Annotated in this window: 18 protein-coding genes; 9 read left to right on the forward strand and 9 right to left on the reverse strand. The window is 66.8% G+C overall.

Annotation, left to right across the window (positions count from 1 at the left end):
- Positions 1 to 208 precede the first annotated feature (208 nt).
- From AB0H61_RS11100 to AB0H61_RS11115, 4 genes are all read left to right on the forward strand, one after another.
- Positions 209 to 1774 carry a circularly permuted type 2 ATP-grasp protein gene (locus AB0H61_RS11100; protein ID WP_357302302.1) on the forward strand — a complete coding sequence of 522 codons (1566 nt, stop codon included), beginning with the start codon at positions 209 to 211 and terminating at the stop codon, positions 1772 to 1774.
- Positions 1774 to 2748, forward strand: a complete 975-nt coding sequence (locus AB0H61_RS11105; RefSeq protein ID WP_357301893.1) for an alpha-E domain-containing protein — start codon at positions 1774 to 1776, stop codon at positions 2746 to 2748. Before AB0H61_RS11100 ends, AB0H61_RS11105 begins: the two co-directional genes overlap by 1 nt.
- Positions 2745 to 3587 (forward strand): transglutaminase family protein, encoded by an 843-nt coding sequence (locus AB0H61_RS11110; RefSeq protein ID WP_357301896.1) that lies wholly within the window; start codon positions 2745 to 2747, stop codon positions 3585 to 3587. The genes AB0H61_RS11105 and AB0H61_RS11110 overlap by 4 nt, the downstream gene beginning before the upstream one ends.
- 153 nt (positions 3588 to 3740) lie before the next feature.
- Positions 3741 to 4529, forward strand: coding sequence for an aquaporin (locus AB0H61_RS11115; RefSeq protein WP_357301899.1), 789 nt, complete (start codon positions 3741 to 3743; stop codon positions 4527 to 4529).
- A gap of 45 nt (positions 4530 to 4574) precedes the next feature.
- On the opposite strand, the gene AB0H61_RS11120 is transcribed toward AB0H61_RS11115, so the two are convergent.
- A complete protein-coding gene (locus tag AB0H61_RS11120) occupies positions 4575 to 4985 on the reverse strand; it encodes a DUF5360 family protein (protein WP_357301902.1) in 411 nt (136 codons plus the stop codon).
- Between the two features lie 28 nt (positions 4986 to 5013).
- Complete coding sequence (locus tag AB0H61_RS11125; RefSeq protein ID WP_357301904.1) at positions 5014 to 5565, reverse strand: type II toxin-antitoxin system PemK/MazF family toxin; 552 nt, start codon at positions 5563 to 5565, stop codon at positions 5014 to 5016.
- A gap of 211 nt (positions 5566 to 5776) precedes the next feature.
- Here AB0H61_RS11125 and lepA point away from each other — a divergent pair, with 211 nt between their 5' ends.
- Together lepA and AB0H61_RS11135 are read left to right on the forward strand one after the other, a co-directional pair.
- Positions 5777 to 7639 carry a translation elongation factor 4 gene (gene lepA, locus AB0H61_RS11130; protein ID WP_357301907.1) on the forward strand — a complete coding sequence of 621 codons (1863 nt, stop codon included), beginning with the start codon at positions 5777 to 5779 and terminating at the stop codon, positions 7637 to 7639.
- A gap of 108 nt (positions 7640 to 7747) precedes the next feature.
- On the forward strand, positions 7748 to 8332 hold the full coding sequence (locus tag AB0H61_RS11135) for a Uma2 family endonuclease (protein ID WP_357301910.1): 585 nt from the start codon (positions 7748 to 7750) through the stop codon (positions 8330 to 8332).
- Between the two features lie 2 nt (positions 8333 to 8334).
- Here AB0H61_RS11135 and AB0H61_RS11140 read toward each other — a convergent pair whose 3' ends face one another.
- Genes AB0H61_RS11140 through AB0H61_RS11150 form a run of 3 tightly spaced genes read right to left on the reverse strand, consistent with a single transcriptional unit; the run spans position 8335 to position 10732 of the window.
- Positions 8335 to 9675 carry a HAMP domain-containing sensor histidine kinase gene (locus AB0H61_RS11140; RefSeq protein WP_357301913.1) on the reverse strand — a complete coding sequence of 447 codons (1341 nt, stop codon included), beginning with the start codon at positions 9673 to 9675 and terminating at the stop codon, positions 8335 to 8337.
- Positions 9672 to 10364, reverse strand: coding sequence for a response regulator transcription factor (locus AB0H61_RS11145; RefSeq protein WP_357301915.1), 693 nt, complete (start codon positions 10362 to 10364; stop codon positions 9672 to 9674). The genes AB0H61_RS11140 and AB0H61_RS11145 overlap by 4 nt, the downstream gene beginning before the upstream one ends.
- Positions 10365 to 10390: 26 nt before the next feature.
- Positions 10391 to 10732: a hypothetical protein gene (locus AB0H61_RS11150; RefSeq protein ID WP_357301918.1), complete on the reverse strand. Its 342-nt coding sequence runs from the start codon at positions 10730 to 10732 to the stop codon at positions 10391 to 10393.
- A 358-nt stretch (positions 10733 to 11090) separates the two neighbouring features.
- On the opposite strand from AB0H61_RS11150, the gene AB0H61_RS11155 reads away from it, so the two are divergent.
- A complete protein-coding gene (locus AB0H61_RS11155) occupies positions 11091 to 13298 on the forward strand; it encodes a hypothetical protein (protein WP_357301920.1) in 2208 nt (735 codons plus the stop codon).
- 76 nt (positions 13299 to 13374) lie between these two features.
- Positions 13375 to 15177 (forward strand): dynamin family protein, encoded by a 1803-nt coding sequence (locus AB0H61_RS11160; RefSeq protein WP_357301923.1) that lies wholly within the window; start codon positions 13375 to 13377, stop codon positions 15175 to 15177.
- 23 nt (positions 15178 to 15200) lie between these two features.
- On the opposite strand, the gene AB0H61_RS11165 is transcribed toward AB0H61_RS11160, so the two are convergent.
- Complete coding sequence (locus AB0H61_RS11165; protein ID WP_357301926.1) at positions 15201 to 17177, reverse strand: glycoside hydrolase family 15 protein; 1977 nt, start codon at positions 17175 to 17177, stop codon at positions 15201 to 15203.
- A 136-nt stretch (positions 17178 to 17313) separates the two neighbouring features.
- Here AB0H61_RS11165 and AB0H61_RS11170 point away from each other — a divergent pair, with 136 nt between their 5' ends.
- Positions 17314 to 17574: a hypothetical protein gene (locus AB0H61_RS11170; RefSeq protein ID WP_357301929.1), complete on the forward strand. Its 261-nt coding sequence runs from the start codon at positions 17314 to 17316 to the stop codon at positions 17572 to 17574.
- Between the two features lie 89 nt (positions 17575 to 17663).
- Here AB0H61_RS11170 and nrdF read toward each other — a convergent pair whose 3' ends face one another.
- The 3 genes from nrdF to bla all read right to left on the reverse strand — a co-directional run bounded on the left by nrdF (position 17664) and on the right by bla (position 21308).
- Complete coding sequence (gene nrdF, locus AB0H61_RS11175; RefSeq protein ID WP_357301932.1) at positions 17664 to 18629, reverse strand: class 1b ribonucleoside-diphosphate reductase subunit beta; 966 nt, start codon at positions 18627 to 18629, stop codon at positions 17664 to 17666.
- A 384-nt stretch (positions 18630 to 19013) separates the two neighbouring features.
- Positions 19014 to 20093 carry a M48 family metallopeptidase gene (locus AB0H61_RS11180; RefSeq protein ID WP_357301935.1) on the reverse strand — a complete coding sequence of 360 codons (1080 nt, stop codon included), beginning with the start codon at positions 20091 to 20093 and terminating at the stop codon, positions 19014 to 19016.
- Between the two features lie 252 nt (positions 20094 to 20345).
- A complete protein-coding gene (gene bla / locus AB0H61_RS11185; RefSeq protein WP_357301938.1) occupies positions 20346 to 21308 on the reverse strand; it encodes a class A beta-lactamase in 963 nt (320 codons plus the stop codon).
- Between the last annotated feature and the right edge of the window lie 115 nt (positions 21309 to 21423).

The raw sequence follows: 21423 nt of genomic DNA on the forward strand, positions 1-21423 counted from the left end.
GCAAGAAATTTACCTGTGTCTCACACGGCAAAGCCGCTGCATGTTGCACGATTTTTGCATGACCTTCCCTTCCCCGCCGCGTTCGGGCCGATCCACCGCACCGAACCCGAACGGGTCGAACGGGCGGGCGAACGGCAACGGCAGAGCAACGACACCCGGATTGTTCGAGGGCTACAAACCGGGCCGCTTCGCCGCCGCGTTCGACGAGATGTTCGACAGCTCCGGGCGGGTCCGCCAGCCGTACCGGGGCATCTTCGCTGCACTGGCGCCCATCGACGTGGCGGATCTGGAACGCCGCTCGGACGCACTGGACCGCGCGTTCATCGACCAGGGCATCACCTTCTCGCTATCCGGGCAGGAGCGGCCGTTCCCCCTGGACCTGGTGCCGCGGGTGATCGCGGCGGCGGAGTGGAACAAGCTCGAGCGCGGCATCAAGCAGCGGGTGGTGGCGCTGGAACTGTTCCTCGCCGACGTGTACGGCGAGCAGAACATCCTGCGCGACGAGGTCATCCCCAAACGCCTCGTCACCTCGTGCCAGCATTTCCACCGCGCGGCGGCAGGCCTGGTGCCGCCGAACGGTGTCCGCATCCACGTCGCGGGGATCGACCTGATCCGCGACGAACGCGGTTACTTCCGGGTACTCGAGGACAACCTGCGCTCCCCGTCCGGGGTCTCCTATGTCATGGAGAACCGTCGCACCATGGCCCGGGTCTTCCCGGACCTGTTCTCCTCGCACCGGGTGCGCGCGGTCGGCGACTATCCGTCCTATTTGTTGCGGGCGCTGCGGGCCTCGGCCGCACCGAATGAGGCCGACCCGACCGTGGTGGTGCTGACTCCCGGCGTCTACAACTCGGCCTATTTCGAGCATTCGCTGCTGGCCCGGCAGATGGGCGTGGAATTGGTGGAGGGGCGCGACCTGTTCTGCCGGGACAACTTCGTCTATATGCGCACCACCGAGGGTGAGCGCCAGGTCGACGTGATCTACCGCCGCATCGACGACACCTTCCTGGACCCGATGCACTTCCGTCCCGATTCGGTGCTCGGCGTCGCGGGCATCCTGAACGCGGCACGCGCGGGCAATGTGGTGATCTCCAGCGCCGTCGGCAATGGCGTCGGCGACGACAAGCTCATCTACGCCTACGTGCCGACGATCATCGAGTACTACCTGAACGAAAAACCGGTATTGCCGAATGTCGACACCTACCGGTGCTGGCTGGACGACGAACGCGCCGAGGTGCTGGACCGGATCGATGAACTGGTGATCAAGCCGGTGGAGGGATCCGGCGGATACGGCATCGTCATCGGACCGGACGCCTCCCCGCGGGAGCTGGATGCGGTACGTCGCAAGGTCAAGGCCGATCCGCGCGGCTGGATCGCGCAACCGGTGGTGCAGTTGTCCACGGTGCCGACGAAGATCGGCAATGAACTGGTGCCGCGCCATGTGGATCTGCGTCCGTTCGCGGTGAACGACGGCGACGACATCTGGGTGCTGCCGGGCGGATTGACGCGGGTCGCGCTGCCGGAGGGTTCGCTGGTGGTCAACTCCAGTCAGGGCGGCGGCAGTAAGGACACCTGGGTGCTGACCGGCCGGACCTCGGCCGAGGATCGCGAACTGGCGGGGGCGGAACTGGTCAGCGATCCGCCGCAAGCGGATTCGTTCGAACTGGGCCGCGAGCTCACCGCCATCCAGGCGAATCAGCAACAGCGACAACAGCAGCAGGAACAGCGCGGTGATGCGCCGCGGCAGCTCGCGCCGAATGCCGAGGTGCGCTGATGTTGGCCCGAAACGCCGAATCCCTGTACTGGATCGGCCGTTACGTCGAACGGGCCGACGACACCGCCCGTATTCTCGATGTCGCGGTGCACCAGCTGCTCGAGGATGCCACCGTCGATCCGGACCGTACGTCCAGGGTGCTGTTGCGCGTTCTCGGTATCGAACCACCCGACGGCGTACTGGACGTCTGGTCCGTCACCGACCTGGTCGCGTTCAGCCACGAACACGGCGGTTCGATCATCGACTCGATCGCCAATGCTCGTGAAAACGCGAGGGGTGCGCGCGAAGTCACCTCCAGTGAGATGTGGGAATGCCTGAACGCCACCTATATCGGGCTGGCGGTCGCGGAGAAGGCGGCGCGCAGTCTCGGCCCGCACGAGTTCTTCCACTACATCAAGGATCGCGCGGCCATGTTCGCCGGGCTGTCCGATTCGACGCTCAGCCGCGACGACGGCTACCGCTTCCTCCTGCTCGGCCGCGCCATCGAACGCGTGGATATGACCGTGCGTCTGCTGCTTTCGCGCGCGGGGGATCGCACATCCTCACCCGCCTGGGTGACCGTGTTGCGCTCGGCGGGCGCCCACGATACCTATTTACGCACCCACCGTGGCGCCCTGGATGCCAATCTGGTCGCCGAATTCATTCTGCTGGATCGGCTTTTCCCGCGCTCGGTCTTCCATTCGGTGCGGGTCGCCGAAACCTGTCTCGCCGAACTGGATCAGCGCCCGAGTAGCCGGGTCGGAGCCAGGCACGAGGCGCAGCGGCTGCTCGGCCGTGCCCGCAGCGAACTCGAATTCCTGCCGCCCGGTGTACTTCTGGAGGATTTGCAGAACCGGCTGCTCTCGCTGCAGAAGACCTGCCGCGAGGTGAGTGAGGCGATCGCCCTGCAGTACTTCCACGCGGCCCCGTGGGTGGCCTGGACCGATCTGCGCAGCAGTCATGACCATCACGCGCAGGTGGAGGGCGAGCTATGAGTTGGCGGATTCGGGTGGTGCACACCACCGGTTATGTTTACGACGCACCGGTCACCCGGTCGTTCAATGAGGCCAGACTTACCCCGCGTGCTGACAGTAGACAGAACGTGATCCTCAATCGGGTCGAGACAGTGCCCTCTACCCGGTCCTATCGCTATACCGACTATTGGGGCACCGCGGTGACGGCCTTCGACTTGCATGCCCCGCATACCGAATTGGAGGTCACCGGCGCCTCGGTGGTGGAGACCGAGCCGTTCGCCGCGCCCGCCGAGGAGCTGTCCTGGGAGCAGCTGCACGACAAGCGGCTCGCCGACCGCTTCGACGAAATGCTCACGCCCACCCCCTACGTGCCGCGCGACCGCAAGCTCGCCGGGGTCGCCAGGCAACTGGCCAGGGGTGTGCCGCCCGCGAAGGCCGTGGTGCGCGCGGCCGAGTGGGTGCACCAGGAGATGACCTACATCGCGGGCACCACCTCGGTGCACACCTCGGCGGTGCAGGCCTTCGCCGAACGGCAGGGCGTCTGCCAGGACTACGCACATCTGACGCTGGCGCTCCTGCGCAGCATGGGAATTCCCAGTCGCTATGTCTCCGGATATCTGCATCCGCATCCGGCCGCGGAGATCGGCGCCACGGTGGCGGGCCAGTCGCATGCGTGGATCGAGGCGTGGACCGGACAGTGGTGGGGTTACGACCCGACCAACAACATCGCCATCAACGAACAGCACGTATCGGTCGGTGTCGGACGTGATTACGCCGATGTGCCGCCGCTGAAGGGAGTCTTTTCCGGTGGTGGCTCGACAGACCTCGAGGTCATTGTCGAAATCACGAGGCTGGCGTAGCGTGTTGCGCCCCTCGGTCGCCTCATCGGACTCGTAGCCTCTGTAACGGTACCCAGAAAATCGCTGCGGCCCGGCAGGGTCCGATCTCGAAGGGACTGTTGATGACTACTACAGAAGGCTTCCCCGCGTATGCGGGGATGACCCGGTGACACGATGTCTCCCACCGCTCAAGAAGTTGTCGAAGAAGTTTCCGAAGACGGACCCGTTTCCGATGCCAAGAAGTGGGGAGCCGAGGCCCTCGGCACCTTCATCCTGGTGATGGGTGGCGTCGGTACGGCGGTGCTGGCCGGTGACCGGGTCGGCGCACTCGGTGTGGCGCTCGCCTTCGGTTTCACCCTGATGTTCCTGGTCTATGCGATCGGCCCGATTTCGGGCTGTCACGTCAACCCCGCGGTGACGCTCGGCCAGTTGCTACTCGGCCGGCTCTCGGCCGTCAATGCGGCCGGGTATGTGGTCGCACAGCTGATCGGCGCGTTCCTGTCCGGACTTGTGCTGTTCGCCGTCGCGAAGAATCTGCCGTCCTACGACCGCAAGGTCGACGGTCTCGGCGCGAACGGCTGGGGTGCGCACAGCCCCTCGGCCAAGACCGGCCCGCTCGGCGAGGTCGTGGTGCAGAACGGGTACGGCATGGCCGCGATGATCATCATCGAGGTGATGCTGACCGCGCTGCTGGTGTTCGTGGTGCTGGCCTCCACCGACCAGCTCTCCGATATTCCGCTGGCCGGTCTGTCCATCGGTGTCACCCTCGCGGTCATCCACCTGATCTCCATCCCGGTGGACAACACCTCCGTCAACCCGGCCCGCAGCCTCGGCGTCGCCTTCTACCAGGTGGGCGCGGGCGGGCAGGTCTGGGCGTTCGTGGTGTTCCCGCTGATCGGCGGCGCGCTGGGCGCCCTGGTGTACGGCCTGCTCTTCGGCCGTGCCCGCGACATGATCAGCTGACGGTCACCGATTCGAAGGCCACCCGTCGCGGGTGGCCTTCGGTCGTTACCGGGGCTGGACGACCGCCGACTCCTCGGCGGGGCAGCTGAGCGCGACCAGCGCCGGAATCGGGAACAGCAGCAGGAACAGGTTGGGCACCCACCACATCACGCTGAAATCGCCGCGCAGCGTCCAGAAGGCGATCGCCTGAAGTCCGGCGGTACTGGTCAGCGCCAGCGAGATGGTCATCAGCGTCCGCCACCCCGGTGCGCGGCGCAGACTGGCCAAACCGGTGAGGCTGGCGGCCACGTCGAGCAACACGAACGAATAGTTCCAGTCGCTCAGGATCGGATTCGTGTAGTCCTTGTACGCCCATTCCGGCGGAATGACATGGGCGAAGGCAATCGCCCAGTACAGCAGGAATCCGATATCGGTGATCAGCATCGCGACCTTGGTCGGACCGAGCACGCGGTTCATGATTCGATCGCCCCCGGCTCGATTGTCCTCAGCTCCAGTGGTATTCGATGACGAGCCGGTGTGCGACCAAGTCGAAGGTCTTGCGGGCCAGGATCGCGCCCTCGCGGCGGATGCCCGCCTCCGGTACGTCGAGCACCCGGTCCAGCCGGACCCAGCTCGGCCTGCCATCGTGATCCCAGCTCCCGCTGCCGATGCCGACCCAGTTGTGGTCATGGGCGCGTTCGGGATTCGAGGACAGCATCAGGCCGAGCAGGGTGCGCCGGTCGCGCCCCACGACGAGCACCGGCCGGTCCTTGCCATTGCCGGGGTCTTCCTCGTACGGCACCCAGGTCCAGACGATCTCGCCCGGATCCGCGCGGCCGTCCAGATGCGGGCAGTAGACGATCTGGCGGGCGCGCTCGGCGGTGGGGACGGGCGACGAGGCGGCCGGGCGCACCGAAACGGCCGGGCCGCGGCGCGCCGTCAACGTACCGACCAGCTTCTCGACCAGTCTGGGTCCCTGCTGCTTGACGATCTTGGGGCCCTGCTCTTTGGCGATAAGGCCGAGCTGCTTGCCGATCGTGTTCCAGGTTCGGGCCATCCTTGGAGGATAACGGCGCGGTGACGACTTCTCATCCGAGCCGCAATTCGCCTGGTGAGGCCAGAGATTTGCGCGATTCCCGGTCGCGGGTGGTGACCTGCGGGCACGGCGTTCGCGGTGGTCGCGGTGACTGTGACCTGCGCAACGGCGATACCGCTGGCGGCCACCACCCGGTGCGCATGGGACGATAGACGGCAGTTTGCCGATACCCATGAGGAGTGGAGTGCCCGCCAGCTTCGCCGATACGACGTTCACCGACCCGTCCCGGATCCGGAACTTCTGCATCATCGCGCATATCGATCACGGCAAGTCGACGTTGGCCGATCGGATGTTGCAGCTCACCGGTGTGGTCGAGGCGCGGGCGATGCGCGCCCAGTACCTGGACCGGATGGATATCGAGCGCGAGCGCGGCATCACCATCAAGGCGCAGAACGTGCGGCTGCCGTGGCAGGTCGACGGCACCGACTATGTAATGCACCTGATCGACACCCCGGGGCACGTCGACTTCACCTACGAGGTGTCGCGCGCGCTGGAGGCCTGCGAGGGTGCGGTCCTGCTGGTCGACGCCGCACAGGGGATCGAGGCGCAGACCCTGGCCAATCTGTACCTGGCGATGGAGAAGGACCTCACCATCATCCCGGTGCTGAACAAGATCGACCTGCCCGCCGCCGATCCGGACCGTTACGCGGCCGAGCTGGCGCGGTTGGTCGGTTGTGAGCCGGAGGAGGTGCTGCGGGTCTCGGGTAAGACCGGTGTCGGCGTGCCCGAACTGCTCGACCAGGTGATCGCGCAGGTACCCGCGCCGGTCGGCGATTCCGACGCTCCGGCACGCGCCATGATCTTCGACTCGGTCTACGACACCTATCGCGGCGTCGTCACCTACGTCCGCGTGGTGGACGGCAAACTCACCCCGCGCGAGAAGATCAAGATGATGTCCACCGGCGCCACCCACGAGCTGCTGGAGATCGGCATCGTCTCGCCGGAGCCCAAACCCACCCAGGGTCTCGGCGTCGGCGAGGTCGGCTACCTGATCACCGGCGTGAAGGACGTGCGCCAGTCGAAGGTCGGCGATACCGTCACTGCCGCGCGTAACGGCGCCACCGAACCGCTCACCGGCTACCGCGAACCGCGGCCGATGGTCTACTCGGGCCTCTACCCGGTCGACGGTTCCGACTACCCGGACCTGCGTGACGCCCTGGAGAAGCTCCAGCTCAACGACGCCGCCCTGACCTACACCCCGGAAACCTCGGTGGCACTGGGCTTCGGCTTCCGGTGCGGCTTCCTCGGCCTGCTGCATATGGAGATCACCCGGGAGCGGTTGCAGCGCGAATTCGACCTGGACCTGATCTCGACCGCGCCGAATGTGGTGTACCGGGTGGAGATGGAGGACGGCGCCGAACACGTCGTCACCAACCCCTCGTATTGGCCGGAAGGCAAGACCCGCAACGTCTTCGAGCCGATCGTGAAATGCACCATCATCTCGCCGAGTGAATTCATCGGCTCGATCATGGAGCTGTGCCAGTCCCGGCGCGGCGAACTCGGCGGCATGGACTACCTCTCGGAGACCCGTGTCGAACTGCGCTACACCATGCCGATGGCGGAGATCATCTTCGACTTCTTCGACTCGCTGAAGTCGCGCACCCGCGGCTACGCCAGCCTCGATTACGAGGAGGCGGGCGAGCAGGAATCGCAGTTGGTCAAGGTGGACATCCTGTTGCAGGGTGAGGCGGTGGACGCGTTCTCGGCCATCGTGCACAAGGACGCCGCCCAGGCCTACGGCCACAAGATGACCACCAAACTGCGCGAACTCATCCCGCGTCAGCAGTTCGAGGTGCCCATCCAGGCCGCCATCGGCTCGAAAATCATTGCCCGCGAGAATATCCGCGCCATCCGCAAGGACGTCCTCGCCAAGTGCTACGGCGGTGACATCAGCCGTAAGCGCAAACTGCTGGAGAAGCAGAAGGAGGGCAAGAAGCGTATGAAGACCATCGGTCGCGTCGACGTCCCCCAGGAAGCCTTCGTCGCCGCCCTCTCCTCCGACGCCGCCTCCGACAAACCGAAGGAAAAGAAGTAGGTTCGCCGCTCCGGCGGTGATCGGCGAACCGCGCGATAATGGCGTCATAGGTGGTGACTATGAGGCAGGATGCATTGTCGAACGCTGCGAAACCGAGCTGGAGGGGCGATGACTGCGGTGGATGAGGATCTGATCCTCACGACCGAGTTCGAGTCGATCGCCCGTGCGGTCGATCGCGAGACCGTGGGTGTGCAGCTCGAACTGATCGGTGGACGACTGGGGGTCAAGCGCGTGCCGGATGGCGACCACGGCCGGATCCTCAACTGGCTGTTACTGCTGCTGATGCCGCTGAACCCGGGGCTGTTCCTGCATGTCATCGGGCAGGGATTGGCCGTTGGACCTTACCGAAAGGGCCGAGCACGTCCAGACGGCATTCTGGCGCCCCTCGACGCATTTGTGGGGACGGGTGAGTGGGCCTCGCCGGAGGCGGTTGTGATGACAGTGGAAGTCACATCGCATGATTCGGACACCAACCAGCGGGATCGGGTCGATAAACCAGTTGCCTACGCGCAAGCCGGGATTCCGATCTATCTGCTCATTGATCGTGAGTTCGGCAAGGTTGTGGTGCACAGCCAGCCCGATGGGGACGGCTACCAGGACGTCCATAGCTATGCCTTCGGGCGTGCTGTGACGCTTCCGGAGCCGGTTGGCATCACGTTCGAAACCGAGCCGATCACAGATTGGATCGACTGACTTCAGTCGGATTTCTGCGTTGAGATCCGGACGCGGAGCTGGGTGCCGCCGAGCGGGCTGTGGTCGAGTTCGGCAGTGCCGGAGTGGAGTTCGGCTTGCTGATGGACCAGGGCCAGGCCCAGGCCGGAGCCGGGGGAGCCGGGGCCTTTGACGAAGCGGTCGAAAGCGGTGGGGCGGAGGGTTTCGGGGATGCCGGTGCCGTTGTCGTCGATGCGGATTTCGACGCCGCTCTCGGTGTCGCCCTGTGTCGAGCCATCGGGATCCGGATGCGCGGCGACGGTAATGGTGTCCGCGTGACCGTGCTGTACGGCGTTGGTGACCGCGTTGGTGACGATCAGCATCAGGCCACCCGGTAGTCCGGTAACCGTGACGGGAGCGCACGCGGTGAGTTCGATCCGGACGCCGGGATGCCTGCGTCGCGCGTCCTGTACGGCGCGGTCGAGGGTTTCGCAGAGGTCGAAGGGTTCGAAGGCGGTGGGGTCGGTGAGTTCGCCGACGGCCAGGCGCTCCAGGTCGGTGAGGGTGTGTTCGATCTGATCCTCGGTGAGCAATGCGTCGGACAGAATGGTGCGGCGCTGCTCGGCGGGTAGGACCTTGGTCGCGAGCACCTGGAGGTCGGTGCGCAGAGCGGTGAGCGGGGTGCGCAATTCGTGGGCGCAGACGGCGGCGAAGTCACGGGCGCTCGCCAGGGCGCGGCTGGTTTCGCTGTGCGCCACTTCCAGGCGGGTCAGCATGCGGGTGATGGCGTCGGAGAGTTCCTCGGCTTCGCGGGCGCCGCGACCGGAAAGCGGGGGCAGTCCCTCGAGGGTGTCGATACCGTGCGTGGCGGTGGCCAGGCGACGGAGCGGGCGTGCGGCATAACCGGCGAGCAACCAGCCGAGCGCGGCGGCCGACACCACCGCGGCCACCGCGACCGACAGGCCGATCAGCTGGCTGCGGTGGATGGCCGAGTCGACGGCGGTGCGATCCGGTCTGAGTATCACCGCCAAGCCGGGGGCGCCCGCGACGGGGGCGACGGCGTCGTCGGCGATCCGCACCACATGCGCCGGAACATCCGGAACCATATCCCCCGGAGCATCCGGAAAGGGCACCGCCGCAACCATTCCCGAGTGCAGCACCCGCGGCATGCCGTCCGGCCGTTGGCCCGGAACGGGCTCGGCGGGCGCGATATCCGCCGGCTGCGCGACCCGGACACCCATGGTCGACACCGTCTTGTCCAGCTGCCGCGAACTCGCCGTGCCGAGCAATGCGAAGTAGGCGATGCCGAGCACCACCGCGACCAGCGCCGCGACCCCGCCCGATACGAACGCGACCCGAGTCCGCAGCGACAACGACGTGCTCACGGTTGCTCCCGCAGGACGAATCCGACCCCGCGCACGGTATGCAACACCCGCGGGACTCCGTTCGCCTCCAACTTCCGCCGCAGATAGGAGACGAATACGTCGACCACATTGGTGTCGGTGGTGAAGTCGTAACCCCATACCGCGGAGAGGATCTGCTCGCGAGTGAGCACGATCCCGGCGTTATCGGCCAGCACCGCGAGTACGTCGAATTCGCGCTTGGTGAGTTCGACCGGTCTGCCATTGGCCGAGACCCGCCGTCCGCCGCGGTCGAGCCGCACCTGTCCGACCCGGAACGCCTGTACCGGCGGTTGGGTGGCCAGTGGTCTGCGCCGCAGCAGCGCGCGCAGCCGGGCGACCAGCTCGCCGAGGTCGAACGGTTTGGTGAGGTAATCGTCGGCCCCACGCTCGAGGCAGGCGATGCGGTCGCTCACCGCGGTGCGGGCGCTGAGCACACAGATGGGAATGTCATTGCCCATGGCGCGCAGTGCGGTGACCACGCCCGCCCCGTCCAGGTCGGGCATATTCACGTCGAGCACCATCGCGTCCGGGGCGGCCGAGCCGACCATGGCGAGGGCCTCGCCGCCGCCGCCGGCGGTGACCACCTCGAATTCCGAGAGCTCGAGCCCGCGTCGCAGTGACGCGAGAACTCGAGTCTCATCGTCCACGACCAAGATGCGCTGTCGGGTCATGGGGCCACCATAGGGCGGGTGACCGTTCAGCTGCCGCTGCTGCCGGTCGCGGCCGGTTGGGCGGGCCGCACCGTGACGAGCCCGTGCTCGCCGAGCGGCGGGCAGCCGGGGAGGACGGTGCCCGGTGCGATGCGCTCGATGCGCACGTGTGGTCCGGGTACGTCCGGCAGCGGTACGGCGGGATGGGCGTCGATGCCGGGCCCGGGAATGACGCAGACCACCGTCGGGCCACCGGGTCCGGCCGGTGCGGGAGCGAAGGGTTGGGCCGACGCGGCGCCCGCGACGATCGCGGTCGCGGCGCCCGCGAGGGCGGTTCCGGTCAGCACGGCCGCGATCCGGGTTCGGTTGCGTCCGAAGAGTGCCGTCATGGTGTTTCTCCTCCATCGGGTTGCGCCGCCGCCGGGGTGGTGCGGCGCGACCGACGATAGGGAGCAGATCTTCAGTGCCCCTTGAGCAATCGTTAGAGATCTCTTAGTCTTCGACGACATGATCTCGGGCACTTTTGTGGGCGGTGTTCGATCAGGGGGATCGGGGCAGATGAGAGCCCATATCTGACAGGATGCCCAGTTGGGACCACCCGTGAAAAAGGGGCTTCCGTTCCGCTTTGCTGGATGGCAAGGTTGCCCGAGGATGTGACAGCTGGGTTTTCCGGAAATATCGTTAGGTGATCTTCACTCGGTCGGCCCGGCGCGGTGAGGATGCTGGAATCCGAGATGTGGAGCTTGCATGACGCGTGACCTGCCCTTCGACGACGATGACGCCGAGGCGACCGAGCCGTCGGGGGATACTGCCTATCGCGTCGCCACCGGTGTCGCACGTGTTGCCAGGGCCGGTGCCTATGTCACCGGCGGCGCGCTGATCGCCTCCAACGGCGGGGGTAACCCCGACCATCCGGGTGGTCAGCGACTGGACAGCTGGCACACCGGCTGGTCGGGCAATAACGACCCCGATTCCGACGTGCCGAGTCCGGTGGTGACCTTCCCGGACCCGGAACCGAACTACGTGCCGCTCGCGCCACAGCGTCCCGCCGCTGTCGCACACAAGGACACCTTCCACGCGGTGCAACTGCCCGACGCGCCGAACGACGATGTCCCGGTGGGCATTCGGGTCGGGACGCCGCCCGAGGATACCGGCACCGGCTTCGGCACCGACGACGTCCCCGGGGCGCCCAGCTTCCTCGACCATGCCCCGAGCGCGTACAGCGCCTCGACGCAGCAGTGGTCCGGAACTCCCGGTGCGCAACAGCCGGACTGGTTGACCGGCAACGAGAGCGAACAGGCCCGCGTCGAATCCTCGAACGCGTCCGGACACGGATTCGGCCCCGGTTTCGATTTGCCCGACGGTGCGAGCTTCCTCAGCCCCGGCTCGAACCCGTTCTTCCCCCGGCCAGCGGCGGGCGAGGCGAACGACGGTGAGCTCGCCGAGCTCGCGGACGAGAACGCGAGCAGGGTCGGATTCGGGCAGTCCGGCTTCGGAAATTCTGGCTTCGGGCATTCGGGCGTCGGCCAGGTCGACAGCGCCGACGCCGCCGAGCTCTTCGACAGCTTCAACGGCATCGGCGATGGTGATGGCTTCGGTGTCTACCTCGGTGTCGACGCGAGTTTCGAGTTGCAGACCGAGCTCGGGATCGACTTCGGCATCGGTCCGAACGGTGCGTACCTGACCACCGAGATGAAGGTGGAGGCCTCGGCCGAACTGTCGATCAAGACGGCCGCGGGCAGCAATGTCGGCGATCAGCTCGACAGTCTCTCCGACTGGCTCGACGGTAAGAACAGCTCGAGCGGCACCGGCCGCTCCACCACGGACCAGAGCGGAACCGGCACCGGCGCAACGGGACTCGTCGGCGGCTCGGGTGCCGCACCCGGTGCGGTGGCGCCCCAGCCCGCTCCCGCGGCCGTGGCGGCCGCCCCGGCGCCGATCGCGGTGTCATCGGCTCCGGCGCCGATCGCGGTGGCGCCCCAGCCCGCTCCCGCGCCGGTCGCGGCTGCCGCGCCTGCCGCCGTCGCGGCGCCGGTGGTGGCGACACCGCTACAGACCACGATCCAGCCCGAGGCGGCCACCTCGCCGATCGCGAATGTGCTTGCGGCGCCGACGGGTCCGTCGCCGCTGACCGCGCCCGCCGCCGCGGTGCCGGTGCTGTTCGAGCAGCCGGTGAAGCCCATCCCGACCACCCCGGTGATCGCGACACCCATCGATACGGGAACCTCGCCCGGGGTGCCGACGCCGGTGACGAAGATCCCGACCACCATCACCAACACCATTCCGACCCCGACCCTGCCGGGTCAGACCACGCCCGACGCGGGCACGGGCACCATCCCCGGATCGGTGATCCCGAAAACGCCCGGCGTGGACATCAAGCCGAAGCCGGATATCGATATCGACATCACGGGTACCAAGCTGCCCGGTGCGTCGGTCACGACCCAGCCGACCCGTCCGGCTCCGCAACCGGCCACCCCGGACAACGATGTGACCACCCCGGGCACCATCGGTGGCGGCGCGAGCACCGGGGCCGGGACCTCGCACCAGGCTCCGCCCACCCGGCCGACGGTCGACGCGCCGACGGTGGAGGTGCCGACGGTATCGGTGCCCGTTCAGCCCTCCATCACCCACAGCGTGCCCACCGTGGATATCGATGTGCCGACGGTGGACGTGCCGACGGTGGAGGTGCCGACCCCGGCCCACACGGCGCCCAACCCGGCGCCGATGACTCCGATGAAACCGCCTATCGTGGGTCCGAACGGGCGACCGATCAGTGACCAGCTGGATCCGTCGCACGGCCTCGCGACCCACCCGGCCGCCGCGCACGTCGTTCCGGATGCCGACCACTCGGTGCTCGCCTTCACCGGAGGCAGCCTGTCGACTGGACTGATGCCCGACGCGGGCATGCCCGGTGCGGATCCGTCGCACGGCATCACGGACTTCCACCTGCTCTAGTGGACCGCGGTGCGAAGGGAGGACGCACCATCCGGTGTCGTCTTCGAGGAGTAATGAACGAGAGTTAGGAGGAGGGTTGTCTGCCGCAGCCGGGCTGGAGTCCGCGACGGTGAAACACCCGGACGTGATGGCGCCGCTCATCCGGATTCTGGATGAACTGCGGGAGATGGCCCGATCCGCGGGTCGCGACGACCTGAGCGGGCGCCTGAGTATGGTTCGGGCCCGGGTGGGTGACCCGCGGGTGCGTCTGGTGGTCGTGGGTGAGCCGAAGAACGGCATGAGCACCCTGGTGAACAGTCTGGTCGGGGCGCAGGTCAGCGCCACGGACAGCCCGCTGAGCGTTCCCGTCATCGTCGAATACGGCCCGCAGCCCACCGCGACCTTGGTGAAGTCGGTCGGCGGCGGCCGCACCGAGCGCCAATCGGTGGATCCGCTCGATCCGGGCCCGGCGCTGCGCGCGGACGGCGTGATCCGAGCCGAGTTCACCGAGCCGAGCCCGCTGCTCGCCGACGGCATCGTGGTGATGGACGCCCCTGGCGCGCCCGCCGACGAGCACATCAAGTGGTCGATGATCGCGGCCGCGGACGCCGTGCTCTATGTCGTGGACGCGGGCGGTGAGCTCGGCGCCGAGCAGCTCGGCTATCTGGAGCGTGTCCAGCAGCTGTGCCCGACCGTGATCTGTGTGCTGAACAAGATCGATATGCACCCGCAGTGGGCGCATGTGCAGCAGCGCAATCGGGATCTGCTCGATGCGGCCGGACTCGGTTTCGCGGTGGCGCCGGTCTCCGCGTTGCTGCATCGGCAGGCCGGTATGGCCGGAAACTATCAGCGCGACATCGAATCCGGGATGCCGCAGCTGATCGACCACCTGCGCGACTACGTGGTGGCCCGCGCCGACTCGGTGGCCGTGAACGCCGCGGTGCGCGATATCCGGCTGGTCAGCGATCACCTGGCCATGACGCTGCACAGTGAGGCCGAGGCGCTGCGTGATCCGCGCCGCAGGGCGCAGATCACCGAACAGCTCGCCGCCGCCCGTGACCAGGCCGAGCAGCTGCGCCAGCGCACCGCCAACTGGCAGGTCACCCTGGTCGACGGCAGTACCGAACTGATGGCCGATATCGAGCACGACCTGCGCCACCGGTTGCGCAACCTGGTGCGCGACGCCGAGGCCGAGATTACGCAGACCGATCCGGCCCGTGGCTGGAAGGATTTCGGCACCGACCTGGACGCGCGGATCTGCGAGGCGGTGGAAGAGAACTTCGTGATGGCGCACTACCGCTCGGTGGAGCTGTGCGAACAGGTCGCCTCGAAGTTCCCGGCCGACAACCGCACCCCGCCGCTGCCCGATCTGCGCCTGGAGAATCCGGGCGAGGTGCTCGAACCGGTCGCCTCTCTGGAACCACTGGAGAGCGCGAAAGCCAGTGTGACCCAGCAGTTCCTATCCGGTCTGCGGGGTTCCTACGGCGGCATCCTGATGGTCGGTCTGGCCACCAGTCTGCTCGGCATGTCGCTGGTGAACTGGTATTCGGCGGGCGCCGGTGTGCTGCTCGGCGTGAACGCGCTGTGGGATGACCGCAAGAACCGCAAGCTACGCCGCCGCGCCGAGGCCAAGGTCGCGGTCGCCCGGCTGATGGACGATGTGATCTTCCAGGTGAGCAAGGAATCGCGGAATCGGCTGCGCGCCATGCAGCGTACGTTGCGCGACCACTTCACCGATATCGCCACCGAGACGCTGCGCACCGCCGATGACGCGTTGCGCGCCGCCGAGGAGGCCTACGGGAAGTACGGCGACCGCCGCGAGGAGCGGATCGCCGAACTCGACGCCCAGCTGGGTAGGGTGCGCGGGGTCCGGGATCGCGCCGGACAACTGGTCGGCTGACCCCTCGTCGGCGAAACCGGTTGTCAGCCGGGCTTATGCGCCGGTTGGAAGTTACCGGCGGGCCGCGATTCCTCGGCCCGGATCACGTGGGTGACCGCGTTGATCAACGCGAGGTGGGTGAATGCCTGCGGGAAGTTGCCGAGGTGGCGGCCGCTGCGCGGATCGATCTCCTCGGCGTAGAGCCGCAACGGGCTGGCGTAGCCGAGCAGCCGTTCGCACAGGTGCCGGGCCCGCTGCACCTCGCCGATCTCCACCAGTGCGGAGACCAGCCAGAACGAGCAGATGGTGAAAGCGCCTTCGGTGCCGGGCAAACCGTCGTCGGTGGTTTCGGTGCGATAGCGCAGTACAAGGCCGTTCTCGGTGAGCCGGTCGGCGATGGAGAGCACGGTCGCGCGCACGCGGTGGTCATCGGGCGGCAGGAATCGGGTGAGCACCACCAGCAGCAGTGAGGCGTCGAGGGTGTCGCCGCCGTAGGTCTGGGTGAAGACGCCGTTCGCGTTGACGCCGTGGGTCAGGATATCGTCCTTGATTTCCTCGGCGATGGTGTACCACTCGGTGGCGCGCTGGAATTGGCCGTGCAGTTCGGCGAGTTTCGCACCGCGGTCCAGCGCCACCCAGCACATCACCTTCGAGGAGGTGAAATGCTGCGGCTCGCCGCGCACCTCCCAGATCCCGCGGTCGGGCTGCTGCCAGTGCGTCATCGCCGCGTGTACTTGACGTTCCAGTAGCGGCCAGAGTGTTTCCGGAACCTGCTGGCGGGACTTGACGTGCAGGAACACCGCGTCGAGCATGGTGCCCCAGATGTCGTGCTGATCCTGGTTGTACGCGCCGTTGCCGATCCGTACCGGCTGCGCGCCGTCGTATCCCCTGAGGTGCGGGAGTTCGGATTCGGTGATGTCGCGCTCCCCGCCGATGCCGTAGAGCACCTGGAGCGGAACGGGTTCGCCGTCCGGGCCGGTGGTGGCGTCGTTGAGGAATGCGAAGAAGTCGTCGGCCTCGCGGTCGAGTCCGAGCGTGTACAGACCCCACAGGGCGAAGCTGGAATCACGCACCCAGGTGTAGCGATAGTCCCAGTTGCGTTGGCCGCCCGGTGTTTCCGGCAGTGATGTGGTGGCCGCGGCCATCAGTGCGCCGGTCGGCTTATAGGTCAGTCCCTTCAAGGTGAGCGCGCTGCGCTGTAAGTAGTTGCGCCACGGATGGTCCGGGAACTTGCCGAGGGTGATCCATTGGCGCCAGCATTCGGTGGTGGCCCACATCTTCTGCGCGGCCTCCTCGAAGGTCCTCGGCGCGGGCAGCTCCGACCAGGTGAGCGCCACGAAGAGCTCGTCGCCCTCCTCCATGCGGGTGCGGGCGCGGGCCTCACGCCCCTCCAGACCGAGCCGCAGGTCGGTGGTGAGCACCAGGGTCGGGCCGATCGTCGGATCGGTGGTGCGGACCGCCGTCGCCTCCTCGTAGACCTTGCCGGTGTACTCCCAGCGGGCCGTGGCGCGGTGGTAGTCGAAGGCGGGTTCGCAGCTCATCTCGAGCTCGACGGTGCCATTCACACACTTCACGGTCCGCAGCAGTATGTGTTCGGCGTCCCAATCCATCGGGGTGCGTCGGTGGGTCTTGCTGCGTTGCTCGATGTTGTGCCAGGGGCCGAGCACCAGTGCGTCGCGCACGATCAGCCAGCCGGTCGGGGTCTGCCAGGTCGTCTCCAGGATCATCCCGCCGGGCAGGTAGCGCCGGGCCGCGGGCACGTTGACGCCGTACGGGCCGATCCGGAAGTGGCCGCCGCTGCGGTCCAGCATCGCGCCGAAGACGCTGGGGGAGTCGGGGCGGGGTACGCACATCCATTCGACCGCGCCGTTGCTGGCGATCAGGCAGCTGGTTTCGCAGTCGGACAGGAATGCGTAATCGTCGATCGAAGGGAAGGCGCTGCCGTGCCGTGACTGCGTCAGTTCGCTGATTATCGGCAGATCCTCGGGCTCGTCGATTGTCAGATCATCGGTGGACGCCATACTTCATCTTGGGTTGCCAGCGGCCGATCGTCCAGCGCACGCCGCCACCCCGGCATCGGGTCGCCCGTGAGCACGGCAAACAGGCCGCCACCCGGCGCGTGTCCGAATCCTCAGGTTCGCCGACTAGGCTGGTCCCGTGCATCGCATTGCAGGTTGGTGGGACGGCTTCGAGCTCTGGGTTGCGGGACTGCCGTTCATCCCGCAGTTCCTGGTGGTTCTGGTCGGTATGGTGCCGATCAGCTTCGCCATCGCAGTCGCGTTGGATCGTGCCTTGCGCACGATCATGCAGCTGCTCGGTCGGGACCGGGCCGAGGCGGCGGCCATCGCGGCCGCGGAACGGGCCATGCTGGCTCCCGCCGTCGAGACCCGTGAGCCCGCGCAGAGCGGAGCGCGCTGATGCCCCGTTCGCGCGTTCAGCTCGCCCTGATCGCCCTGCTCGTGCTCATCGTCGTCGCCTGGTTGATCACGAGCCGGTAGGTCCACCCTTCAGAAGTCCCAGTCGGCGTCCTCGGTCGGCTGTTGTTTGCCGATGACATATGAGCTGCCGGAGCCGGAGAAGAAGTCGTGGACTTCCGCGGTGCCCGGATCCAGCGCGGCGATGATCGCCGCGTCCACGTGGCATTCCTCGGGTGGGAAGGCCGGGTCGTATCCGAGATTGGTGAGCGCCCGGTTGGCGTTGAACCGCATGAACGGTAGGACCTCGGCGGTCCAGCCGACTTCGTCGTAGAGGTCGTGGGCGTAGTCGATCTCGTTGGCGTACAGCGCGTTCAGCAGCTCATAGGTGTAGTCACGGTGATCGCGGCGAGCCGCCTCGGACCGTTCGGCCAGTCGGCGTTGGCATTTGTAGCCGATGTAGAAGCCGTGCACCGCCTCATCTCTGATGATGAGCCGGATGAGATCGGCTGTGCTGGTGAGTTTTCCGTAGGAAGACCAGCGCATCGGCAGGTAGAACCCGGAGTAGAACAGGAACGACTCCAGCATTACCGAGGCGGACTTGCGTTTGAGCGCGTCATCACCGCGGTAGTAGTCCACGATGATCTGGGCCTTGTTCTGCAGGTGCGGGTTTCGTTCCGACCAGTCGAATGCGTCATCGATCTGACGGGTCGAGCACAGCGTGGAGAAGATCGAACTGTAGCTCTTGGCGTGCACCGATTCCATGAAGGCGATATTGGTCAGGACGGCTCGCTCGTGCGGGGTTATCGCATCCGCGATCATCGCGACGGCCCCGACGGTCGCCTGCGCCGTGTCGAGCAGCGTCAGCCCGGTGAAAACCCGCGTCGTCAGCTGCTGCTCGACCGGCGAGAGCAAACCCCAGGTCGGCAGGTCATTGGACAGCGCCACCTTCTCCGGCAGCCAAAAGTTCCGGCTGAGCCGGTCCCAGACCTCGGCGTCCTTCGGGTCGGGTACGTGGTTCCAGTCGATAGCGTGGACGTGGTCGACGAGCTTGCTCATATTCGGCTCCGCTGTCACCACCAGCCTACGGCTGTTCTGGATCGAGCACCTCGGCGGCAAGCAAGGTTCCCTTGGTTGAACAAGTAGTTCACTCGGTCCCGCGCTCCGCAACGCAGCGATCCTCTCGGCGACGGCGGTGCGGTTGATCACCTGTCCCACAGAATCCAAGCGGAGCAACGCTCCGTTGTTCGTGGCCAGTCGGGTGTCAGCGCCAACGCTTTGACACTGCCCGATTGATGTAGTTGCTGCTCCCACAACGCCCGATAGAACACTCAGCCAGTCCACCAGGCATGAATTATCTCCACCAGCACTTTACTTCCCGCTCTCGACACCATCGCCCTCGACAACCCGAATTCTCCTGCTGTGGAACGCAACTGGCGGCAATCATCCACCCTGCCCAGACCTGCTGGAGGTAGTCCCTCCGCGCCAGTCGTCGAAGCGCTTGCCGATCTTGGAGACGGTTTCGCCGACCTCGTGGCCGACGGTGCTCACCGCGGAGCCCAGGTCGCGGCCGAGGGTGCGGACGGTACGGATCAGCGGATCCTCGGACTGGTCGAAGTTCTGCTTGTAAGTGCGCGCGGCGGTTCTGACCTCCTCGCTGATCCTGGTGTTCTTGTCGTACTCGCGGCGCGGGTAGTCGCCGCCCAGGACGCGGTCGTACTCTCCGGACTGGATCCAGCGCCGCAGTTCGGCGGCGCGCAGCACCGAGAACGGGTGCGATTGCAGCTCCAGATTCAGCAGTTTGAGCACGCCGTCGCGCAGGTCGCCGGAGCGCTCGTAATCGTCGGCTTGGGCCAGGAAGGCGCCGTGGTTCATTTCCTTGACCCAGGTGCCACCCGCCGTCTTCATATGCACCCGCACCGAGGCCTCGACATCCTGCCCGCAGAGCAACCCGGCCCGGTCGCCGGAGAGTTCGGATTTGCGGCTCCACTCCATCAGCGCGGCCACGATCGCGCGCAAGGCCCAGCCACCCACCGGCATCCAGCCGATGGAGGCCGAGATGCGCAGCAGATGCATCAGCATGGTCCGGTAGACCGCGTGCCCGGACAGCGCGTGCCCGAGCTCGTGGCCGATCACGAAACGCAGTTCCTCGGTGTCCATCAGGTCGATCAGCCCGGTGGTGAGCACGATGAACGGGGTGTCCATGCCGATGGTGAAGGCGTTCACATGCGGGCTCTGCAGCACGAACATCTCGGGTGTGGTGCGGGCGTCGAGGATCTCCACGCAGTCCGCACGCAGCTGATGTAGCGAGCGGAACTGGCGTTCGTCGACCCGCACCGCCGTCGCCAGGTACAGCAGGCGGTGCTGGCGTTCCTGAAGCAGGCCGGAGAGCGTGCGCAGGATCGCATCGAAACCGCTCAGTGACCGCAGCGTCACCAGCGCCGTGCGATCGGCCGGATGCTCCCACGCACGCGTGCTGATACCGGGCAACCGCGTGCGAATCCGGGCCGGGCTGTTGTTCATAGGATTACTCCCCCCTCATCTGTCCATCGGATACGAGCCGAATGCTCCGCTCCAGTCTGCCTGTTTTGTTTCGTGCGCGGTCCGGCGTGCGCACGACGCCTTCGCCGATGCCGCCGCGCTCGTGGGGAAACCATCTACCTGTCCGCGGGATCCGGGACGCCGGGCGCGATAGATCAAGGCGGAGCGCCTTTTCCGTCGGTCGAGGCGATCGCGAACTCGTGCACCGCCGCCTTCGCGGACGAACTCGCCGACTTATCGTCCGCCGGACGGATATCCGAGCGCCTCCACCGCGACCCGGGTCGCGGCGGCGAGTAGCGCATTGTCGGGCTCGGCGTGCTGCTCGGATTTGGTGGACAACACCGCGATCACGAGGGGGGCGCGGCCGGGCGGCCACGCGATGGCGACATCCAGGGCGGAGCCGTAGGCGGGGGATCCGGTTTTGTCGCCGACGGTCCAGTCGGCGGGAAGTCCGGCGCGGATCCGTTTACCCCCGGTGGTGTTGGCGATGAGCCACGACTTCAGTTGGGCGCGTTCGGGTTCGGCGAGGGTATCACCGACGACGAGGGCACGGTAGTCGGCGGCTAAGGCGGCGGGGGTGGTGGTGTCGCGTTCGTCGCCGGGGATAGCGGTATTCAGTTCTGTCTCCCACCGGTCCAGGCGTGAGGTCGAGTCGCCGAGAGAACGCAGGAAGGCGGTGAAGCCCGCGGGCCCGTCGAGTAGTTTCAGCAGCTGGTTGCCCGCGGTGTTGTCGGACAGGGTGATGGCGGCGTCGCACAGCGCGGCGACGGTCATGCCGCTGTCGACATGCTTTTCGGTTTCCGGCGAATTCGCGACGAGGTCGGTCGCGGGGTAATGGATCACCTGGTCGAAATAGCCCGACGACAGTGCGTGGTCGCGCAGGAGGGCCCCGCATGCCAGACCTTTGAAGGTGGAGGCCATCGGGAATCGCTCGCCGTCACGGTAGGTGACGTTGCGACCGTTGCCGGTGTCGATCGCGTACACCCCCAGCCGCGCACCGGCTTTCGTCTCCAGCTCGGCGAAGGACGAGGTCGCCGCGACCGGTGCGGAGATGCTGCCTGTCGTGGACGGAGTCGCCGTCGAGTCGGTGCCGGACCCGCATGCGGTGCCGAGCGTCAGCGCGGACACCGCGAGTGCGGCGGCGACGATTCGGCGTCGGCCGAGCGGGACGAGGTGGGCGAATACTGAGTAGGTCACCGCCGCACAACACCATCGACTCCATGGGCGAGGCCAATATCGCACCCGGGTGCGGACGAGTCGACCCGGCTATCGTCGCAGGTCGGCATGCGTGGTTCGGCCCGGATACGAGCCG

Source organism: Nocardia sp. NPDC050710 (assembly GCF_040654375.1).
Lineage (GTDB): Bacteria > Actinomycetota > Actinomycetes > Mycobacteriales > Mycobacteriaceae > Nocardia.

Excerpts from the sequence above, each read along its gene's own strand:
- lepA (WP_357301907.1), top strand. The coding sequence starts at position 5,777 with ATGAGGAGTGGAGTGCCCGCCAGCTTCGCCGATACGACGTTCACCGAC.
- AB0H61_RS11150 (WP_357301918.1), bottom strand. The coding sequence starts at position 10,732 with ATGACGGCACTCTTCGGACGCAACCGAACCCGGATCGCGGCCGTGCTG.
- nrdF (WP_357301932.1), bottom strand. The coding sequence starts at position 18,629 with ATGAGCAAGCTCGTCGACCACGTCCACGCTATCGACTGGAACCACGTA.
- AB0H61_RS11110 (WP_357301896.1), top strand. The coding sequence starts at position 2,745 with ATGAGTTGGCGGATTCGGGTGGTGCACACCACCGGTTATGTTTACGAC.
- AB0H61_RS11100 (WP_357302302.1), top strand. The coding sequence starts at position 209 with ATGTTCGACAGCTCCGGGCGGGTCCGCCAGCCGTACCGGGGCATCTTC.
- AB0H61_RS11145 (WP_357301915.1), bottom strand. The coding sequence starts at position 10,364 with ATGACCCGACAGCGCATCTTGGTCGTGGACGATGAGACTCGAGTTCTC.
- AB0H61_RS11105 (WP_357301893.1), top strand. The coding sequence starts at position 1,774 with ATGTTGGCCCGAAACGCCGAATCCCTGTACTGGATCGGCCGTTACGTC.
- AB0H61_RS11135 (WP_357301910.1), top strand. The coding sequence starts at position 7,748 with ATGACTGCGGTGGATGAGGATCTGATCCTCACGACCGAGTTCGAGTCG.
- AB0H61_RS11115 (WP_357301899.1), top strand. The coding sequence starts at position 3,741 with ATGTCTCCCACCGCTCAAGAAGTTGTCGAAGAAGTTTCCGAAGACGGA.
- AB0H61_RS11180 (WP_357301935.1), bottom strand. The coding sequence starts at position 20,093 with ATGAACAACAGCCCGGCCCGGATTCGCACGCGGTTGCCCGGTATCAGC.
- AB0H61_RS11120 (WP_357301902.1), bottom strand. The coding sequence starts at position 4,985 with ATGAACCGCGTGCTCGGTCCGACCAAGGTCGCGATGCTGATCACCGAT.
- AB0H61_RS11125 (WP_357301904.1), bottom strand. The coding sequence starts at position 5,565 with ATGGCCCGAACCTGGAACACGATCGGCAAGCAGCTCGGCCTTATCGCC.
- AB0H61_RS11165 (WP_357301926.1), bottom strand. The coding sequence starts at position 17,177 with ATGGCGTCCACCGATGATCTGACAATCGACGAGCCCGAGGATCTGCCG.
- AB0H61_RS11155 (WP_357301920.1), top strand. The coding sequence starts at position 11,091 with ATGACGCGTGACCTGCCCTTCGACGACGATGACGCCGAGGCGACCGAG.